The organism is Variovorax sp. V35, from assembly GCF_041154465.1.
Classification (GTDB): domain Bacteria; phylum Pseudomonadota; class Gammaproteobacteria; order Burkholderiales; family Burkholderiaceae_C; genus Variovorax; species Variovorax boronicumulans.
In genome coordinates this window covers 1,140,780-1,156,975 of the sequence record NZ_AP028666.1, presented here as the reverse complement: position 1 = coordinate 1,156,975, position 16,196 = coordinate 1,140,780, and the positions used below count along the sequence as shown (strand labels likewise).

Below are 16,196 nucleotides of genomic sequence, written 5' to 3'. Positions count from 1 at the left end.
CGGCCCACCGATGAAACGTTATGAAGCCCTGGCCTCGGACATCGAAGCCTCGATCCGCAACGGCACCCTCAAGACCGGCGACCGCCTGCCCTCCGTGCGCCACACGGGCAGCAGCCGCGGCGTGAGCGCCTCCACCGTGTTCCAAGCCTACTACCTGCTGGAGGCGCGCGGGCTGGTGCGCGCGCGCGACCGCTCGGGCTACTACGTGGCCGGCGGCGGCCTGCGCGACGCGCCGCCCGAGACCACCCTCACCTCGCGCCCCGCCGAAGGCCCGCGCGCGCTCGAAGTGAGCGACCAGGTGTTCGACATCCTCGAAGCCAGCATGTCGCGCCAGGTCGTGCCCTTCGGCTCGGCCTTTCCGAGCCCGCTGCTGTTTCCGCTGGCGCGGCTGGGCCAGTTCATGGCGGCCAGCGCCAAGGCGCTCGACCCGTGGCGCACCGTGGACGACCTCACGCCCGGCAGCGCGGCCCTGCGCCGCCAGATCGCGCTGCGCTACCTGGCCGACGGCCTGCCCGTGCCCGCCGAGGAGATCGTGGTCACCAACGGCGCGCTCGAGGCGCTCAACCTGTGCCTCTCGGCCGTGACGCGGCCGGGCGACGCGGTGATCGTCGAGTCGCCCACCTTCTATGCCGCGCTGCAGGCGCTCGAGCGCATGGGCCTGCGCGCCATCGAGGTGCCGACGCACCCGGGCGAAGGCATCGACCTCGACGCGCTGGCGCAGGCCATCGCCGCGCACAAGCCCACCGCCTGCTGGCTCATGACCACCTTCCAGAACCCGCTGGGCAGCCTCATGCCCGACGCGAAGAAGAAGGCGCTGGTCGAACTGCTCGCGCGCCACGAACTGCCGCTGATCGAGGACGACGTGTACGCCGAGCTGTACTTCGGCGAGCGCCGCCCGCCGCCGGCCAAGGCCTTCGACACGCAGGGGCTGGTGCTGCACTGCTCGTCGTTCTCCAAGAGCCTCGCGCCCGGCTACCGCATCGGCTGGGCTTCGGCCGGGCGCTTCGCGCGCAAGGTGGCACGCCAGAAGCTCACGACCACGCTCAGCACCTCGGTGCCCGCGCAGCTGGCGCTGGCCGACTACCTCGAGAAGGGCGGCTTCGACAAGCACCTGCGCAAGCTGCGCCAGACGCTGGCGATGCAGCAGGCCAGCTTCACGCAGGCCGTGGGGCACTACTTCCCGGCGGGCACGCGCGCCACGCGGCCGCTGGGCGGGTACTTCCTCTGGGTCGAGCTGCCGGCGCAGGTGGATGCGCTGGAGATCCATCGCCTGGCGCTGGAGCGCGGCATCAGCGTGGCGCCCGGGCCGATCTTCTCGGCCACGCGCGCGTTCGCCAACTGCCTGCGGCTGAACTACGGCCACGCGTGGGACGCGCACAGCGAGCAGGCCCTGCAGACGCTCGGGCGGTTGGTGGCAGAAGAAGCAAGCTGAAACGACAACGCCCGCCGAAGGGGCGGGCGTTGTTCGGGCCTGTCGACCTACTCCTGCGGTTCCAGCGCCACCGTCGCCGGCGCCCCGCTCTTCTTGCGCGCCTGCAGCACGAACGCCACCAGCTGCCACACCACGAAGATCGCGATCAGCCCCAGCAGCGTGCCGCTGATGGGCCGCGAGACGAAGGTGCCGAAGCTGCCGCGACTGAGCAGCATCGCGCGGCGGAAGTTCTCCTCGAGCATCGGCCCGAGGATGAAGCCCAGCATGAGCGGCGCGGCGTCGAGCTCCAGCCGCATGAACATGTAGCCCATGAAGCCGAACGCGGCGGTGATGAACACGTCCTGCAGGTTGTTGTTCACGCTGTAGGTGCCGATGCAGCAGAAGAACAAGATCGACGGGAACAGCACGCTGTACGGGATCTTGAACACCGAGAGCCAGTAGCGCACCAGCGGCACGTTCAGCACCAGAAGGAACACGTTGCCGATCCACATGCTGGCCACCAGGCCCCAGAACAGCTCGGGGTGGCTGGCGATCATGTTCGGGCCCGGCTGGATGCCCTTGATGATGAAGGCCGCCAGCATCAGCGCCATCACCGCGTTCTCGGGAATGCCGATGCTCATGAGCGGAATGAAGCTCGTGCGCGCCGCCGCCTCGTCGGCCGCCGCCTGGCCGGCCACGCCCTCGATGCAGCCGGTGCCGATCTCGTGCTTGTACTTGCTGACCTTCTTGTCCAGCGCGTACGCCGCGAACTGCGCAATGGTCGGGCCGCCGCCGGGCAGGATGCCCAGGATGGAGCCGACCACGCTGCCGCGCAAGGCGCTCGGAATGATCCGCTTGAACTCCGCCCAGGTCGGAATGAGGTTGATCTTGCCGTTGAAGGGCGAGCGCTCCTCGCGCGAGTCGAGGTTCTTCGTGATCTCGGCGATGCCGAAGCAGCCCAGCGCAATGCTCACGATGCCCACGCCGTCGGTCAGGAACGGCATGTCCATCGTGAAGCGCGCCATGCCGCTGTTCACGTCGGTGCCGATGGTGCCCAGCAGCACGCCGATCATGCACATCGCCAGCCCGTTCAGCAGGCTGCCCGTGGTCACGAAGCTCACGCACACGAAGCCCACCAGCATCATCGCGACGTAATCCGCCGGGCCGAACAGGAAGGCCACCTCGCCCAGCGTCGGCGCCAGGAACGACAGCACCAGGATCGCGACCGTGCCGCCGATGAAGCTGGAGAAGCCGGCCGTGAACAGCGCCAGGCCCGTCTGGCCCTTGAGCGTCATCGCGTAGCCGTCGATGCAGGCCACGATGCTGCTGGCATGCGGGATCTTCATCGTGATCGCGCTCACGCTGTCGCCGTACTGCGCACCGTAGTAGATGCCGGCCAGCATGATCAGCGCGCCGGTGGTGGGAATCGAGTACGTCAGCGGCAGCAGCAGGCTGATGGTGGCCAGCGGGCCCAGGCCCGGCAGCAGGCCGACCAGCGTGCCCACCGTGCAGCCGATGGCGCAGTACATCAGGTTGTGGAGTGTCAGGGCGTGCGAGAAACCGAACGCCAGGTTGTTCAGGACTTCCGTCATGGTCGTGACCTCAGAAAAGCGGCAGGTTCAGGCCGAGCAGCTTCTGCAGCGCCAGCGCCATGGCGATCAGGCCCGCCGAGATCTTCACGTTGCGCACCCACGAGTTGGAGCTGCCCGCGAAGGCCGAACAGAACACCATGAAGACGATGCCCGCGATCATGTTCACGTACATCGAGATCAGCGCGAACCCGCACAGGCTCGACAGGATGAGCCCGATGTTCTTGAAGTTCAGGTCCAGCGTCACCGGCGCCACCACGAACGACCGGACCACGGTGGCCACGCCGATCAGCAGCAGCAGGCTGCTCACCATCACGGGGAACAGGCCCGGCCCCGCCCGGCTGAAGTCGCCGATGGGATAGCGCAGCGCGGTCAGGCCGAAGCCCAGCGCGATCGCCATGAGGAACAGACCTCTGACAAGGTTTCTATTTTTCATTCATACGCTCACGGAGTGTTGTGATTCGAATGCGCCCGCGACCGGAAAAACCGGTGCGGACGTGTCTCCGTCCGGAGGGAAGTTCCGGACGGATCGATGCTCTTTTTGCAAGCTGATCGGAATCTGACGCAGCCGCGAGGGGAACTACGTACCGGGCGCGAAGGCGGTGAACGCGTCCGGGTCACAATGCGCGGGGCCTCCTTTCGAAGGATTGCGGAACACCGATGAAGACACCACGCCACGCTCCCCGACACGCGCTCCTGGCGGGCGCTGCCACCGCCGCGCTGCTCGCCGCCTGCGCGGCACCACCGCCGCCGGCGCCCGGCGAATGGTCGCCCCAGCCCCCCAACCCGAACGCGCCCTATCCGGCCGAATCGCGGATGAACGGGGAGCAAGGCATGGTGCTGCTGCGCGTGCGCACCACGCCGGACGGCCTGCCGGCGAGCGTGGAGGTGAAGGAATCGAGCGGCCACGCACGGCTGGACCGCTCGGCCGTCGAGACCGTCCGCAAATGGCGCTTCAAGCCGACGCCGGACGATGGCACGGTGGTGTGGCGCGAGGTGCCGATCCGGTTCTTCATCACGTCGCCGCCGCAGCAGCCGACGATGAATTAGGAACGCCCGTCCGGACGCAAGACACGAGATGCCGCACGTGATTCAGATGACGCTCGACGATCGCTCGCTGGACATTTCGGCGCCGGGCCCATGGGCCCGTGCGCTCGAGCTGATGCAGTCGACCTCCCGGTTCGAGTTGTGGGTCTCCGTGCCCGACGGCCCGTCGCTGTGCATGCTGCGAAACGGCGAGAACGCCTGGCTGATGTACCTCCGAGAGCCGGGTGACAGCGGCTTCAGGTCGTCGGGCGACGCACACCGGCCCGGCATGGGAGTCTTCACGTTGAGCAACGGACAGGTCGACGAGTACCCGCTCGCGTGGAGCATCGAGCTCGCACAGTGCCTTCAGGCCCTCGTCGATTTCCGCGACCGCGACGGCGCGCGGCCCGAAGGGGTCACGTGGTGCGAAAGCTAGGCGGCGCGATCTTTCGCGGCCTCAGGCCGCCACCGCCACCCCACCCCGCCGCATCCGGCGCACCCTGAACAGCAGGAACGCCGCGATGCTCACGTTCACCAGGTTCCATCCGATGCCGTTCAGGAAGGCCGCGTGGTAGCTGCCCGTCAGGTCGAACACCTTGCCCGACATCCAGCCGCCCAGCGCCATGCCGAACAGCGTGAACATCAGCACCGTGCCCACGCGCGCGCCGGCTTCCTTGGGCGGAAAGTGCTCGCGCACGATGATCGCGTACGAGGGCACGATGCCGCCCTGGAACAGGCCAAACAGCGCCGAGATCACGTACAGCGGCACCAGCCCGTCGAAGGGCAGGAACAGCAGCAGCGCCACGCACTGCAGCACGCCGCCCAGCATCAGCGTGCGCAGCCCGCCGATGCGGTCGCAGATGGCGCCCGACACCAGCCGGCTCACGATGCCGAAGCCCAGCATCAGCGACAGCATCATCGCGCCCTGCGCCGGGCCGTAGCCCAGGTCGCCGCAGTAGGCCACGATGTGCACCTGCGGCATCGCCATCGCCACGCAGCAGGCCACGCCCGCGACGCACAGCAGGCCCTGCGCCGTGCCCATGCTCAGGCCGAAGGGGCGCGTCATGTCGCGCACCAGGGTGCTGCCCGGGGTCTGCGACATCGGTGCCACCTCGACCAATACCGGCGGCCGTGCGCGGAAGAACAGTGCGAGCAGCGCCATCGTCACGCCGCAGAAGATGCCCATGCCGATGTAGGTCTGGCGCCAGCCCACCTGCTCGACGAAGTGCTGCGCAATGGGCGGCCACACCGCGCCCGCGAGGTAGTTGCCGCTGGCGCACACCGCCACCGCGATGCCGCGCCGCTTGACGAACCACAGCGAGGTGTCGGCCACCAGCGGCGCAAAGGCCACCGAGCTGCCGAGCAGGCCGACGAGCAACGCCTGCGCGATGGTGAAGGACACGATGCCTTGCGACAGGCCCGTGGCGATGTAGCCGGCAGCCAGGAAGACCGAGCCCATCAGCAGCGGCTTCATCACGCCGATGCGGTCGGCCAGCTTGCCCATGAGCACGCCGCCGAAACCGAAGCCCAGCATCAGCAGCGTGTAGGGCATGGAGGCATCGGCGCGCGCCACGCCGAACTCGGCCTGCACGGCGGGCAGCATGACCGACACCACGTACATGCCGCTGCTGCCGACCGTCATGACCAGCAGCGTGAGCGCCAGGCGCACCATGGCGTAGCGCGAGTCGGGCTGATGGACGATGGTTGTCTCTGGGGTCGTCTTCATTCTTCTTGTCTCCACGCGTGCATCGGGTGGCGCACGTCGTGTGGCATTCTCGCGGAAGGCCGCGCCGCCTGCTGCGCGCGCCCTCGAGCACCCGACGCATGTCCATCACCTACAGACAAGCCATTCCCGAAGACACGCCCGCGTGCCTCGACCTGCGAGGCCGCACGCGAGAGAACGCCTTCTCGGTCGACGAGCTCGAGGCGCTCGGCATCACCCTGGAGAGCTGGCAGGCCGGCATCGCCGACGGATCCCTGCCCGGCTACGTCGCGCTCGTCGACGACGATCTGGCGGGCTATTGCTTCGGCGAGCGCGACACCGGCGAGATCGCCGTGCTGGCGCTGCTGCCAGCCTATGAAGGCCAAGGTATCGGCAAGGCGCTGCTCGCGCGGATGGTCGAAGAGTTCAAGGGGTTGGGCTTCCAGCGGCTCTTCCTGGGCTGTTCGCCCGACCCGCAGGTGCGCTCGCACGGGTTCTACCGGCACCTGGGCTGGAAGCCCACGGGCGAATTCGATGCAGCGGGCGATGAAGTGCTGGCGTACGTCCCGTCCTGAGACGTTCGCCGCGGCCGGTGCGCTGAACGCGCCGGCAGCCTCAGCCCACGAACGGCGCAGGTGCCATCACCACCACGACGCTCGACGACAAGAAGGCCTTCGGCATCGGAATGCCGGGCTTGCGCTTGCCGTCGCAGGCCGCGGTCAGCAGGCCGAGACAGAGCAGAAGAACAAAGGCTGTGCTTCGCATGCGGCGCATGCTAAGCCCGCGAAGTGACGCGTCAAGTCGGACGGCAGCGCCAGCCACCGTCGGTAAAGCGAGCTTTCTGCTTCAGCGCAAAAGGACTTCCGGCCGCTCGCCGGCCTGCAGGCGGCGCTCGATGTCTTCCAGCACGTTCGGCAGGTCGGCCACGCTGTCGATCACGTAGTGCGCGCCGGCGGCTTCCAGCTCGGCGATGGCGCGGGCGCGGCGGGCCTGCTGGCTGTCGGCGTCGAGCGCCTGCCACTCGGCCAGCGTCAGGCCGTTGACGTTGCCGCTGACCGACACGCCGACGGCCCAGGTGCCGGCGTTGAGGCCTTCCTGCAGGCCCACGCCGGTGTCGTCGACCTTGACGACGGCGTGCGGCGGCCACACGCCGAGGTCAGCGAAGCAGCGGTACATCATGAGCGGCGACGGGCGCCCCGCCGCGAGGTCGCCCGCGCACACGAGGTTGTCGGGCGCATAGCCGCCGGCCGCGGCGATGGGCGTGACGACGTCCATGATCGGGCGGTTGTAGCCGGTGGTGGAGCCGATCTTCAGGCCGCGTTCGCGCGCCGCGTTGACGGCCTCGATCGCGCCCGGAATGAAGTCGGTGTGGTCGCGCACGCTGGCCGCGTTCATGGGCGTGAACACCTCGTACAGGCGATCGACGTCGGCGTCGCTGAAGGCATGGCCGTGCTTCGCTTCCCACCGCGCGGCGATGCGCGGCTGCGTGCCCAGGGCCTTGATGTGGTCCCACTTGGCCATGCCCATCGGGGCGCGGGCCTCGTCGATGGTGATGTCGATGCCGGACTGTGCGAACAGCTTCACGAAGGCGCCCATGGGCGCGCAGGAACCGAAGTCGAGGATGGTGCCGGCCCAGTCGAAGACGACGGCCTGCAGCCTGGCATGGGGGTGGGCGTTCATGGCGAGGGAAGAAGGATGAAGAAAGGAGCGGCACTCACCACGCGTCGAACACGTCGACGGCAATGCCGAAGCCCGTGCTCGCGCCGCTGCCGCTGGTGACCAGCACCACGCGCGTGGCGTCGTCGGGCGCGTCGATCACGCAAGGCGTGGTCTTCGACGACGGGTACACGCCGGTCCAGCGCTCGGTGACCTGCGCGGTCTCGAGGTCGAGCGTGCTGCGCAGGTGGCGCAGGATGAGCTGGTCGACCGCCTCGATGGCGAAGGGTTCGGGTGCGTCGCCGTAGTGGTGCGAGTCGCCGACCACCAGCGAGCCGTCGGCGCTCTGCACCACGATGAGGTGGATGCCGTGGTCGAGCGAAGCGCGCTCTTCCTGCATCAGCCGCTCGCGCAGCGCCGCCGCTTCGGGCAAGCTGCTGTAGCCCTCGTAGCGGACCAGGCTCAGGTCGGTCATCACGGCACCCGGCAGGCGGAAACCCGCCTCGGGCTGCACGCGCAGCATCTGCAGGCGACACAGCGTGAGGTCGTGCGCGGCGATGCGGCCGGCGAACAGGCCATGCAGCTCGGTGTTGGTACAGACCACCACGCGCTCGCCGCGCAGAGTGCCGCGCGAGGTGCGCACGCGCGGGGTTTCGACCTCGTGCACGGTCTCGCCGAAGCGGAACACGACGCCGTGCACCTCGGCCAGCCAGCGCGCGAACAGGCCAACGGCGGTGCGCGATTCGACGCGCAGCTCGTGCGGGCTGAACAGCACCGAGCGCGCCTGCGCGAGGTTGAGACCGGGCGCGCGCTCCTGCGCGTCGGCGGCGTCGATGAGTGCGCAGGCCTCGGCCATCGGCGTGCGCAAGAAGGCTTCGAGCACCGCATGCGCTTCGGGCCGGTACGCCGCGAGCCAGAGGTGGCGGTGCACGATGTCGATGCCGGCCTGCGGCGCAATGGCCTGCCACACGTCGCGCGAATGCATGGCGCGGCGCCACATGTCGCCCGGCGCCTGGCCGGTGACGGTGATGAAGCCGAAGTTGCGGATCGATGCGCCCAGGCACGCCGCATCGCGTTCGACCACGCACACGCGCAGGCCGCGCTGCGCGGCGGTGTAGGCATGGGCCAGGCCGACGATGCCGGCGCCGACCACGATCACATCGAAACTCTCGACGGACATGCTGGGGTTCATCAACGTTGTCTCCAGGCTTGCGTGCGCTTCAGCGCCCAGTGCCCGGCCAGCGCGAACAGGCCGCGGCCGACGGCGGCCGTGAGCATGATGAGCGAGGCCATGGCGGCGGCGGGTGCCACGTCGCCGGCATCGTCCATGTTGAGCACGGCGATGGCGGCCAGCGTGGTCTGCGGCGAATAGAGGAACACGACGGCCGACACGGTGGTCATCGCGTTGACGAAGAAGTAGCCGGCCACGTTGAGCACCGTGGGCAGCGCCACCGGCAGGTGCACGCGCCACAGCGTGCGCCAGAACGGCACGCCCATCGATTCGGACACCAGCTCGTACTCGCGGTCGAGCTGGCGCAGCGCGGTGAGCGAGGTGAGGTGCGCCACCGAGAAGAAGTGCGCCACGGTGCAGATCACGAGGATCGCCATGCCGCCGTACAGCCCGTGCAGCGGGTTCGAGGCCGAGTTGAAGAAGAAGATGTAGCCCACGCCGAGCACCAGCCCCGGCACCGCGAGCGGCAAGTTGGCCAACAGGTTCAGCAGCTCGCGCAGCAGGCCGAAGTGGCGCGGCTTCTCCACGAAGTAGGCCGACACGAAGGTGGCGAGCGCGCCCGCCACGGCCGCGCACAGCGCCAGGCGCAGCGAGTTGCCGTAGCTGCCCCAGCCGCCGCCGTCCATGTTGCTGAAGTCGTAGTTCTTCAGCGAGGGCGTGAGCTTGTAGGGCCAGTAGCTGGCGAGCGAGGCGAACACGGCCATGCCGATCATCACGACGATGGCGATGGCGGTGAGCGTGCAGAACACGAGCAGTGCGCGGTCGCGCGATTTCACCGGCTCGGGCTGGTAGGGCGTGGCGCGCGCCGACAGCGCGGCGGCCTGCTTGCGGCGCACGCGTCGCTCGACGAGGAACGACAGCACGGCCGGAATCAGCAGCACCAGGCCGACCACCGCGCCCATCTGGAAGTTCTGCTGGCCGACCACCTGCTTGTAGATGTCGGTCGCGAGCACGCCTGTCTGGCCGCCCACGACCTTGGGCACGCCGAAGTCGGTGATGACCAGCACGAACACGACCATCGCGGCCACGATGAGGCCGTAGCGCGACGAGGGCAGCGTGACGGTGCGGAAGATGCGCCAGCGCGAGGCGCCCAGGGTCTGGGCGGCTTCGTACAGGCGCCCGTCGGAGGTGGCCATGGCGGTGGTGAGGATCAGCAGCGCATGCGGCAGCGTCCAGAACACCGAGCCGAGCACGATGCCCAGCGGGCCGTAGATCGACAGGTCGCCCAGCAGCCCCTTGAACAGGCCCTGGTTGCCGAACAGGTAGATCAGGCTGATGGCCGGCAGCAGCGAAGGCGCCAGCAGCGGCATGAGCGCCACGGCGCGCAGCAGGCCCTTGGCGGGCATGCACGAGAGCGTGAGGCCGTAGGCGTACACGTAGGCGATGGCGGTGCACAGCACGGCGCTGATCACGGCGAGCAGCACGCTGTTGAAGGCCGACTGCACGAGCGCGGGGCTCTCGAGGTAGCGCGCGAAGTTGGTCAGGCCGACGAAGTTGCCTGCGCGGTCGTAGAAGCTCTGGCCGACGAGCGCGCCTACGGGGAGCGCGACGATCACGACGAGCAGCAGCACGACGAGCAGCACGGCGGCGCCGGTGAGCCAGCGTTCGCGGTCGAAGTGATTCGAACGTGGGATGGCGATCGGGGCGAGGGCTTCGGAAGGGGTGCTCATGTTGTTGTTCTTTTGGTGTCGTTGTTCAGGGCGTGTGCACAGGCCACCGGGTACTTCCCTCCGCGAATGTCCCCCGGGCTTCGCCCTCCTCCTTGATTTCGCTGCGGGAAGCACCCGGTGTCCTGCGCACGATGGGCGCGGTCGTTGTGCTGTTCGATCAACAGCCGCACTGCCCAACGCTCACGCCGATGGGGTGCCTTGCGCAGCGAAATCAAGGGGGAGCCCGAAGGGCGGGGGACATTCGCGGAGCAAGGCACCCCGTCGGCGGGAGCGCGCCCCGAAGGACTGCGCCCCGCGCGACAAGGACCTCGCACGCGCGATGTCATTTCATTGCGCCAAAACCGACAGCGCGTTCAAGGGAAGCTGGATGTGCACCATGCTGCTGGGCACCAGCGGCTCTTCGCCGCCGCTGCGCGCATCGGCGGGCAGTTCGGCCTCGATCTCGATGCCCAGCGGCTCGCAGGCCAGGCGGGCCGAGGTGCGGTTGCCGAAGAACTCGGTGTCGAGCAGGCGTGCCGCGAAGCTGTTGGTGCCGAGTTCGGAACCGAAGCGCTTCACCACCACATGCTCGGGCCGGATGCCCACGGTGGCCTGCGAACCGACGCTCAAGCTGCCCGGCGCGCAGAACAGTTCGCTGTCGCGCACGCGCACCTTGCCGTCGGCCAGCACGGTGGCGGGCAGCATGTTCATGCGGCCCACGAAGCCCGCCACGAAGCGGGTGCGCGGCTTGCGGTACAGCTCGTCGGGCGTGCCGGCCTGCTCGATGCGGCCGTTGTGCATCAGTACCACGCGGTCGGCCATCGAGAGGGCTTCTTCCTGGTCGTGCGTGACCATGATGGTGACGATGCCCAGGCGCTTTTGCAGCGCGCGGATTTCGCTGCGCAGCGTGGCGCGCACCTGCGCGTCGAGCGCGGAGAGCGGCTCGTCGAGCAGCAACAGGCGCGGGTTGGGCGCCAGGGCGCGCGCCAGCGCGATGCGCTGCTGCTGGCCGCCCGAAAGCTGCACGGGGTACTTGTCGGCATGCGCGGTGAGCCCGACGAGGTCGAGCATTTCGCGCGAGCGCTTGGCCATCTCGCGTGCCAGCGCGCCCGTGGGGTGCAGGCCGTAGGCGATGTTCTGCGCGGCCGTCAGGTTGGGGAACAGCGCATACGACTGGAACACCACGCCGAAGCCGCGCGCCGCGGGCGGCAGGCCCGCGATGTCCTGGCCGCCGAGCAGGATCTGCCCGCTGTCGGCGCGCTCGATGCCGCACACGATGCGCAGCAGCGTGGTCTTGCCGCAGCCCGAAGGACCGAGCAGGCAGACGAACTCGCCGGGCTCGATGTCCAGGTCGATGCCGTCGAGCACGCGCGTGGCGCCAAAGGACTTGCCGATGCCGCGAAGGGAAAGAAAGCTGGTCATGTGCGGCTGCCCGGAACCCCGATCACATCGGCTTCTTTTCAGCCTTGGCGTCGTAGCGCTTCGACCATTCCGTCAGGATGCGGTCGCGGTTCGCGGCAGCCCAGTTGAAGTCGTTCTTGGCCAGCAGCTTCTCGACGTCGCCCGGCACGAACTCCAGCTTTTCCTGGATGCCCGGCAGCGCGAGCACGGCGAAGTTCTTCGCGTACAGCTCGTTGGCCTGCTTCGTCACGGCCCAGTCGGCCAGCGCCTTGGCGGCGTCCTGCTTCTTGCTGGTCTTCATGATGCCGGTGGCTTCCATGTCCCAGCCCAGGCCTTCCTTGGGCAGCACGATGTCGATGGGCGCGCCGTCGCGCTTGGTCTTGTTGGCGCGGTATTCGAAGGACATGCCCAGTGCGAACTCGCCGGCGCCGGCCTGGCGGCAGGGCTTGCTGCCCGACAGGCTGTACACGCCGATGTTCTGGTGCAGCGCGTCCATGTACTTCCAGGCCTTGTCCTCGCCCATCATCTGGATCCAGCCCGACACCATGAGGTAGCCAGTGCCCGAGGCGGCCGGGTTGGGCATGGTGATCTGGCCCTTGTAGACCGGGTTGGTCAGGTCGGCCCAGCTGGTGGGCTTGGGCAGGTTCTTCTTCGTGGCTTCGGCGGTGTTGAAGCAGATGGCCGACGACCACACGTCCATGCCGACCCACTTGGGCGGGTTGGCCGTGTCGCGCATGGTGGGCTTGATGGCGTCCAGGCCCTTGGGGGCGTAGGGCTGGAGCATGCCTTCCTTGTCCAGCAGCATCAGCGAGGTGGCGGCCAGGCCCCACACCACGTCGGCCTGCGGGTTGGCCTTTTCGGCCAGCAGCTTGGCGGTGACGATGCCGGTGGAGTCGCGCACGAACTTCAGTTCGATGTTGGGGTTCTCCTTTTCGAAAGCGGCCTTGTAGGCCTGCACCTGGTCGGCTTCGAGCGCGGTGTAGACCAGCAGCTCGGTGCGGCCCTGGGCCGATGCGGCGAAAGCCAGCGAGAACAAGGCGGCGGGCACGGCGGCCCACATCAGACGACGATGCAGCATGGGAGATTCCCTCGAGGTAAGAACAGGCGGTGTACGCAAAAAGAAAACACGGCCGGGGCCGTGAACGCAGCGATGCTCGCAGCGCTATGTGACAAAGGTTTGTCACACGGCCGTACCCGCGCTGCGGCGTTTGCACTTTCGTCACACGGCTGTCATCGAGCGACGCGAGCCTGTACAGGCTGTCGCACACCGTTCTTTTGCAATCCCATGACACTCGACCTCGCCGAGATCGCTCGCCTGTTCGCCGAACGCGGCGGCCTGGCGTACGCGGGCGAGCCGGTGTCGCAGCTCGAACACGCGTTGCAATGCGCCTGGCTGGCCGAACAGGCCGGCGCCGGCGACACGCTCGTGACGGCCGCATTGCTGCACGACCTGGGGCACCTGCTGATCGCCGAGCACCAGACGCTGTCGCTCTCGCCCACCGAACTGGGCATTGACGACCGCCACCAGTACATCGCGCTGCCGCTGCTGCGCGGCGCCTTCGACGTGGCGGTGCGCGAGCCGATCCGCCTGCACGTGGACGCCAAGCGCTACCTGTGCGCGACGCGCCCGGGCTACGTGTCGAAGCTCTCGCCCGATTCGGTGCGCAGCCTGGCGCTGCAAGGCGGCGTGATGGACGACGAGGCGGCGCAGCGCTTTGCGGGCCTGCCGTGGTCGGGCGACGCGGTGTGGCTGCGGCTGTGGGACGAAGCGGCCAAGGCCGAGGGGCTGCGAACGCCGCCGCTGGCGCATTTCCTGGCGACGGCGGCGCGCGTGATGCTGCGCTGAAGGCCGACGGGACGGCGGGCCGACTTTCAGCCCCGTTTAAGAAACATTTGTCTACGATGGTTTCCTCACGAGGTCCGGCGCCCCTGCGCCTGCGAGGAAATCCGCATGTCATCTGCTCCATCTCCCACCATCGCGGCGCGTGCCGGCGCGTTCGTCCAGGTCCTGCGCCGCGTGCTGCGGCTCGCGGCGCCCTACTTCAGTTCGGACGAAGAAAAATGGCGGGCGCGCCTCATGTTCACGGGCATCGTCGCGCTGAACCTGGCGTATGTGTATGCGCTGGTGCTCTTCAACCAGTGGTACGGCCGCTTCTATGACGGGCTGCAGAACAAGGACGCGGTGGTCTTCTGGCGCGAGATCCGCGTGTTCGCCGTGCTGGCCTTCTTCAACATCGCGATCCAGGTGGCGAAGTTCTACCTGACGCAGCTGCTGCAGCTGCGCTGGCGCTCGTGGATGACCCGCCACTACCTCGGCCGCTGGATGGCCGACCGCGCCTTCTATCACCTGGAACTGGCGCGCTACGCGCACGCCGACGGCGCCACGCCCGACAACCCCGACCAGCGCATCCAGGAGGACATGCAGATGTTCACCAACGCGACCATGACGCTGTCGATGGAGATCCTGAACGCGGTGGTCACGCTGCTGAGCTTCATCGGCATCCTGTGGGGCCTGTCGGGCACCTTCGACCTGTCGCTGGGCGGCAGCACCTACCAGATCGCCGGCTCGATGGTGTGGCTGGCGCTGGTCTACTGCGTGGTCGGCACGGTCATCACGCATTTCATCGGCCGGCCGCTGATCGGCCTGAACTTCCGCCAGCAGCGCTTCGAGGCCGACTTCCGCCACCACCTGGTGCGCGTGCGCGAGTACAGCGAAGCCATCGCGCTCGACCGCGGCGAGACGGTGGAGCGCGGCCAGCTCGACACGCGCTTCGGCGCGGTGCTGCGCAATTACCTGCAACTGATCAAGAAGCAGAAGAACCTGGTCACCTTCACCGCGATGTTCGGGCAGGCGTCGGTGATCTTTCCGTTCATCGTGTCGGCACCGCGTTTCTTCAGCGGCGCCATCCAGCTGGGCGCGCTGATCCAGATCTCAACCGCTTTTGAAAAGGTGCAGGATTCGCTGAGCTGGTTCGTGACCAACTACGACCGCGTGGCCGTCTGGCGCGCCACCACCGACCGCCTGATCAGCTTCGACGACGCGATGCGCGCCCATGCCGCGCGCGAGGACGCCCTGCAGCGCGAAGAAAGCGCCGCCGCGCTGGGCACCAGCGACCTCACGCTCGCGCTGCCCAACGGCACGCAACTGCTGGCCGGCGCAGCGCTGGCAGTGCGCCCCGGCGACAGCGTGCTGCTGCAAGGCCCCTCGGGCAGCGGCAAGTCGACGCTGTTCCGCGCTTTCGCGGGCATCTGGCCGTTTGCGCGCGGCAAGGTGCAGGCCCCGGCCGACGCGGTCTTCATGCCGCAGCGCCCCTACCTGCCCGACGGCAAGTTGCGCGAGGCACTGACCTACCCGCACCCGGCCGCCGGCTTCAGCGACGACCAGCTGCGCCAGGCCCTGGCCGATGCGCTGCTGCCCGACCTGGTGGACCGGCTCGACGACAGCGACGCCTGGAGCCAGAAGCTCTCGGGCGGCGAGCAGCAGCGGCTGGCCATCGCGCGGGTGCTGCTGAAGAAACCGGCCTGGCTCTTCGCCGACGAAGTGACCAGCGCGCTCGATGCACCGGCCGAAGCCGTGCTCTACCAGCGGCTGGCCGACACGGTGCGCGCGGGCGGCGGTGCGATGGTGTCGATCGCGCACCGTCCGGCGGTGGGCGACTTCCATGGCCAGCGGTGGACGCTGGTGCCGCAGGACGAAAGCGCAGCCGGCGGCGCGCGCTACCGGCTCGATACCTCTACAGCGACTCAGGCCGCAGCGACGTAACGCTCCCAGCCCTTCTTGCGCAGATCGCAGGCCGGGCACTCGCCGCAGCCGTAGCCCCAGGCCTGGCGGTGTTCGCGGTCGCCGAGGTAGCAGGTGTGGGTTTCTTCCACGATCAAGTCGACCAGCGGCTGGCCGCCCAGGCGGTGGGCCAGCGCCCAGGTCTCGGCCTTGTCGATCCACATGAGCGGCGTCTCGATCACGAGGCGGCGCTCCAGGCCGAGCGACAGCGCCAGCTGCATCGCCTTCATGGTGTCGTCGCGGCAGTCGGGATAGCCCGAGAAGTCGGTTTCGCACACGCCGGTGACGATCACCTGCAGCCCGCGCCGGTAGGCCAGCGCGCCCGCGAGCGTGAGGAACAGCAGGTTGCGCCCCGGCACGAAGGTGTTGGGCAGGCCGTCGGCCTGCATGGCGAAGGCGACTTCTTCGGTAAGCGAGGAGCCGCCGAGCTGCGCCAGCGCGGCCAGCGTGAGCACGTGGTCTTCGCCCAGGCGCGGCGCCCATTCGGGAAAGCGCTCGCGCATCTTCGCGAGCACGGTGCCGCGCACGTCGAGCTCGACGCGGTGGCGCTGGCCGTAGTCGAAGCCCAGGGTTTCGACACGCTGGTACTTGGACAGGGCCTCGGCCAGGCAGGTGGCCGAGTCCTGGCCGCCGGAGAAGAGAACGAGGGCGGTGGTGTGCAGGGGCATGTCCGTCAACGGCGGGGCCGTTGTAGTGCAAATGCACGATTTTCGCAGCCGATCGATGCTGCGGGCCGCCCTGTTCTGCGGC

At 68.5% G+C, this 16,196-nt stretch carries 16 protein-coding genes; 6 read left to right on the top strand and 10 right to left on the bottom strand.

Annotation, left to right across the window (positions count from 1 at the left end):
* The first annotated feature begins 10 nt into the window (after positions 1–10).
* On the top strand, positions 11–1,432 hold the full coding sequence (locus ACAM42_RS05260; protein ID WP_354345536.1) for a PLP-dependent aminotransferase family protein: 1,422 nt from the start codon (positions 11–13) through the stop codon (positions 1,430–1,432).
* A gap of 47 nt (positions 1,433–1,479) precedes the next feature.
* On the opposite strand, the gene ACAM42_RS05255 is transcribed toward ACAM42_RS05260, so the two are convergent.
* Positions 1,480–3,003 (bottom strand): tripartite tricarboxylate transporter permease, encoded by a 1,524-nt coding sequence (locus tag ACAM42_RS05255; RefSeq protein ID WP_369631321.1) that lies wholly within the window; start codon positions 3,001–3,003, stop codon positions 1,480–1,482.
* 10 nt (positions 3,004–3,013) lie between these two features.
* Positions 3,014–3,436, bottom strand: a complete 423-nt coding sequence (locus tag ACAM42_RS05250) for a tripartite tricarboxylate transporter TctB family protein (RefSeq protein WP_369631320.1) — start codon at positions 3,434–3,436, stop codon at positions 3,014–3,016.
* A 224-nt stretch (positions 3,437–3,660) separates the two neighbouring features.
* On the opposite strand from ACAM42_RS05250, the gene ACAM42_RS05245 reads away from it, so the two are divergent.
* Together ACAM42_RS05245 and ACAM42_RS05240 are read left to right on the top strand one after the other, a co-directional pair.
* Positions 3,661–4,050 (top strand): energy transducer TonB, encoded by a 390-nt coding sequence (locus ACAM42_RS05245; RefSeq protein WP_062472587.1) that lies wholly within the window; start codon positions 3,661–3,663, stop codon positions 4,048–4,050.
* 28 nt (positions 4,051–4,078) lie between these two features.
* Entirely contained in the window at positions 4,079–4,462 is a 384-nt protein-coding gene (locus tag ACAM42_RS05240; protein WP_369631319.1) for an Imm1 family immunity protein, read from the top strand.
* Between the two features lie 21 nt (positions 4,463–4,483).
* On the opposite strand, the gene ACAM42_RS05235 is transcribed toward ACAM42_RS05240, so the two are convergent.
* Positions 4,484–5,752 carry an MFS transporter gene (locus ACAM42_RS05235; protein ID WP_369631318.1) on the bottom strand — a complete coding sequence of 423 codons (1,269 nt, stop codon included), beginning with the start codon at positions 5,750–5,752 and terminating at the stop codon, positions 4,484–4,486.
* Between the two features lie 98 nt (positions 5,753–5,850).
* On the opposite strand from ACAM42_RS05235, the gene ACAM42_RS05230 reads away from it, so the two are divergent.
* On the top strand, positions 5,851–6,303 hold the full coding sequence (locus ACAM42_RS05230) for an N-acetyltransferase family protein (RefSeq protein WP_369631317.1): 453 nt from the start codon (positions 5,851–5,853) through the stop codon (positions 6,301–6,303).
* Positions 6,304–6,343: 40 nt separating this feature from the next.
* On the opposite strand, the gene ACAM42_RS05225 is transcribed toward ACAM42_RS05230, so the two are convergent.
* The 6 genes from ACAM42_RS05225 to ACAM42_RS05200 form a co-directional block, all read right to left on the bottom strand.
* Positions 6,344–6,493 (bottom strand): hypothetical protein, encoded by a 150-nt coding sequence (locus tag ACAM42_RS05225; protein ID WP_167394971.1) that lies wholly within the window; start codon positions 6,491–6,493, stop codon positions 6,344–6,346.
* An 81-nt stretch (positions 6,494–6,574) separates the two neighbouring features.
* Positions 6,575–7,408: a phosphonoacetaldehyde hydrolase gene (phnX, locus tag ACAM42_RS05220; RefSeq protein ID WP_369631316.1), complete on the bottom strand. Its 834-nt coding sequence runs from the start codon at positions 7,406–7,408 to the stop codon at positions 6,575–6,577.
* Between the two features lie 34 nt (positions 7,409–7,442).
* Positions 7,443–8,576 (bottom strand): TIGR03364 family FAD-dependent oxidoreductase, encoded by a 1,134-nt coding sequence (locus ACAM42_RS05215; RefSeq protein WP_369631315.1) that lies wholly within the window; start codon positions 8,574–8,576, stop codon positions 7,443–7,445.
* Entirely contained in the window at positions 8,576–10,285 is a 1,710-nt protein-coding gene (locus ACAM42_RS05210) for a putative 2-aminoethylphosphonate ABC transporter permease subunit (protein ID WP_369631314.1), read from the bottom strand. Before ACAM42_RS05210 ends, ACAM42_RS05215 begins: the two co-directional genes overlap by 1 nt.
* A gap of 327 nt (positions 10,286–10,612) precedes the next feature.
* Positions 10,613–11,686 carry an ABC transporter ATP-binding protein gene (locus ACAM42_RS05205; protein ID WP_070060031.1) on the bottom strand — a complete coding sequence of 358 codons (1,074 nt, stop codon included), beginning with the start codon at positions 11,684–11,686 and terminating at the stop codon, positions 10,613–10,615.
* A 22-nt stretch (positions 11,687–11,708) separates the two neighbouring features.
* Complete coding sequence (locus ACAM42_RS05200; protein WP_369632723.1) at positions 11,709–12,725, bottom strand: putative 2-aminoethylphosphonate ABC transporter substrate-binding protein; 1,017 nt, start codon at positions 12,723–12,725, stop codon at positions 11,709–11,711.
* Between the two features lie 225 nt (positions 12,726–12,950).
* On the opposite strand from ACAM42_RS05200, the gene ACAM42_RS05195 reads away from it, so the two are divergent.
* Together ACAM42_RS05195 and ACAM42_RS05190 are read left to right on the top strand one after the other, a co-directional pair.
* The gene (locus ACAM42_RS05195) at positions 12,951–13,511 is read left to right on the top strand and encodes a phosphonate degradation HD-domain oxygenase (protein WP_369631313.1); all 561 of its coding nucleotides are present in this window, start codon (positions 12,951–12,953) and stop codon (positions 13,509–13,511) included.
* Between the two features lie 105 nt (positions 13,512–13,616).
* Positions 13,617–15,428, top strand: coding sequence for an ABC transporter ATP-binding protein/permease (locus ACAM42_RS05190; protein ID WP_369631312.1), 1,812 nt, complete (start codon positions 13,617–13,619; stop codon positions 15,426–15,428).
* On the opposite strand, the gene queC is transcribed toward ACAM42_RS05190, so the two are convergent.
* On the bottom strand, positions 15,410–16,114 hold the full coding sequence (gene queC / locus ACAM42_RS05185) for a 7-cyano-7-deazaguanine synthase QueC (protein WP_095743689.1): 705 nt from the start codon (positions 16,112–16,114) through the stop codon (positions 15,410–15,412). The genes ACAM42_RS05190 and queC overlap by 19 nt on opposite strands.
* Positions 16,115–16,196: the final 82 nt, after the last annotated feature.

What these genes read in the sequence shown, in the direction of transcription:
- ACAM42_RS05240 (WP_369631319.1), top strand. Translation starts at nt 4,079, where the DNA reads ATGCCGCACGTGATTCAGATGACGCTCGACGATCGCTCGCTGGACATT.
- ACAM42_RS05200 (WP_369632723.1), bottom strand. Translation starts at nt 12,725, where the DNA reads ATGTGGGCCGCCGTGCCCGCCGCCTTGTTCTCGCTGGCTTTCGCCGCA.
- ACAM42_RS05260 (WP_354345536.1), top strand. Translation starts at nt 11, where the DNA reads ATGAAACGTTATGAAGCCCTGGCCTCGGACATCGAAGCCTCGATCCGC.
- ACAM42_RS05225 (WP_167394971.1), bottom strand. Translation starts at nt 6,493, where the DNA reads ATGCGAAGCACAGCCTTTGTTCTTCTGCTCTGTCTCGGCCTGCTGACC.
- phnX (WP_369631316.1), bottom strand. Translation starts at nt 7,408, where the DNA reads ATGAACGCCCACCCCCATGCCAGGCTGCAGGCCGTCGTCTTCGACTGG.
- ACAM42_RS05190 (WP_369631312.1), top strand. Translation starts at nt 13,617, where the DNA reads ATGTCATCTGCTCCATCTCCCACCATCGCGGCGCGTGCCGGCGCGTTC.
- ACAM42_RS05210 (WP_369631314.1), bottom strand. Translation starts at nt 10,285, where the DNA reads ATGAGCACCCCTTCCGAAGCCCTCGCCCCGATCGCCATCCCACGTTCG.
- ACAM42_RS05215 (WP_369631315.1), bottom strand. Translation starts at nt 8,576, where the DNA reads ATGAACCCCAGCATGTCCGTCGAGAGTTTCGATGTGATCGTGGTCGGC.
- ACAM42_RS05250 (WP_369631320.1), bottom strand. Translation starts at nt 3,436, where the DNA reads ATGAAAAATAGAAACCTTGTCAGAGGTCTGTTCCTCATGGCGATCGCG.
- ACAM42_RS05230 (WP_369631317.1), top strand. Translation starts at nt 5,851, where the DNA reads ATGTCCATCACCTACAGACAAGCCATTCCCGAAGACACGCCCGCGTGC.
- ACAM42_RS05245 (WP_062472587.1), top strand. Translation starts at nt 3,661, where the DNA reads ATGAAGACACCACGCCACGCTCCCCGACACGCGCTCCTGGCGGGCGCT.
- ACAM42_RS05205 (WP_070060031.1), bottom strand. Translation starts at nt 11,686, where the DNA reads ATGACCAGCTTTCTTTCCCTTCGCGGCATCGGCAAGTCCTTTGGCGCC.
- ACAM42_RS05235 (WP_369631318.1), bottom strand. Translation starts at nt 5,752, where the DNA reads ATGAAGACGACCCCAGAGACAACCATCGTCCATCAGCCCGACTCGCGC.
- ACAM42_RS05195 (WP_369631313.1), top strand. Translation starts at nt 12,951, where the DNA reads ATGACACTCGACCTCGCCGAGATCGCTCGCCTGTTCGCCGAACGCGGC.
- ACAM42_RS05255 (WP_369631321.1), bottom strand. Translation starts at nt 3,003, where the DNA reads ATGACGGAAGTCCTGAACAACCTGGCGTTCGGTTTCTCGCACGCCCTG.
- queC (WP_095743689.1), bottom strand. Translation starts at nt 16,114, where the DNA reads ATGCCCCTGCACACCACCGCCCTCGTTCTCTTCTCCGGCGGCCAGGAC.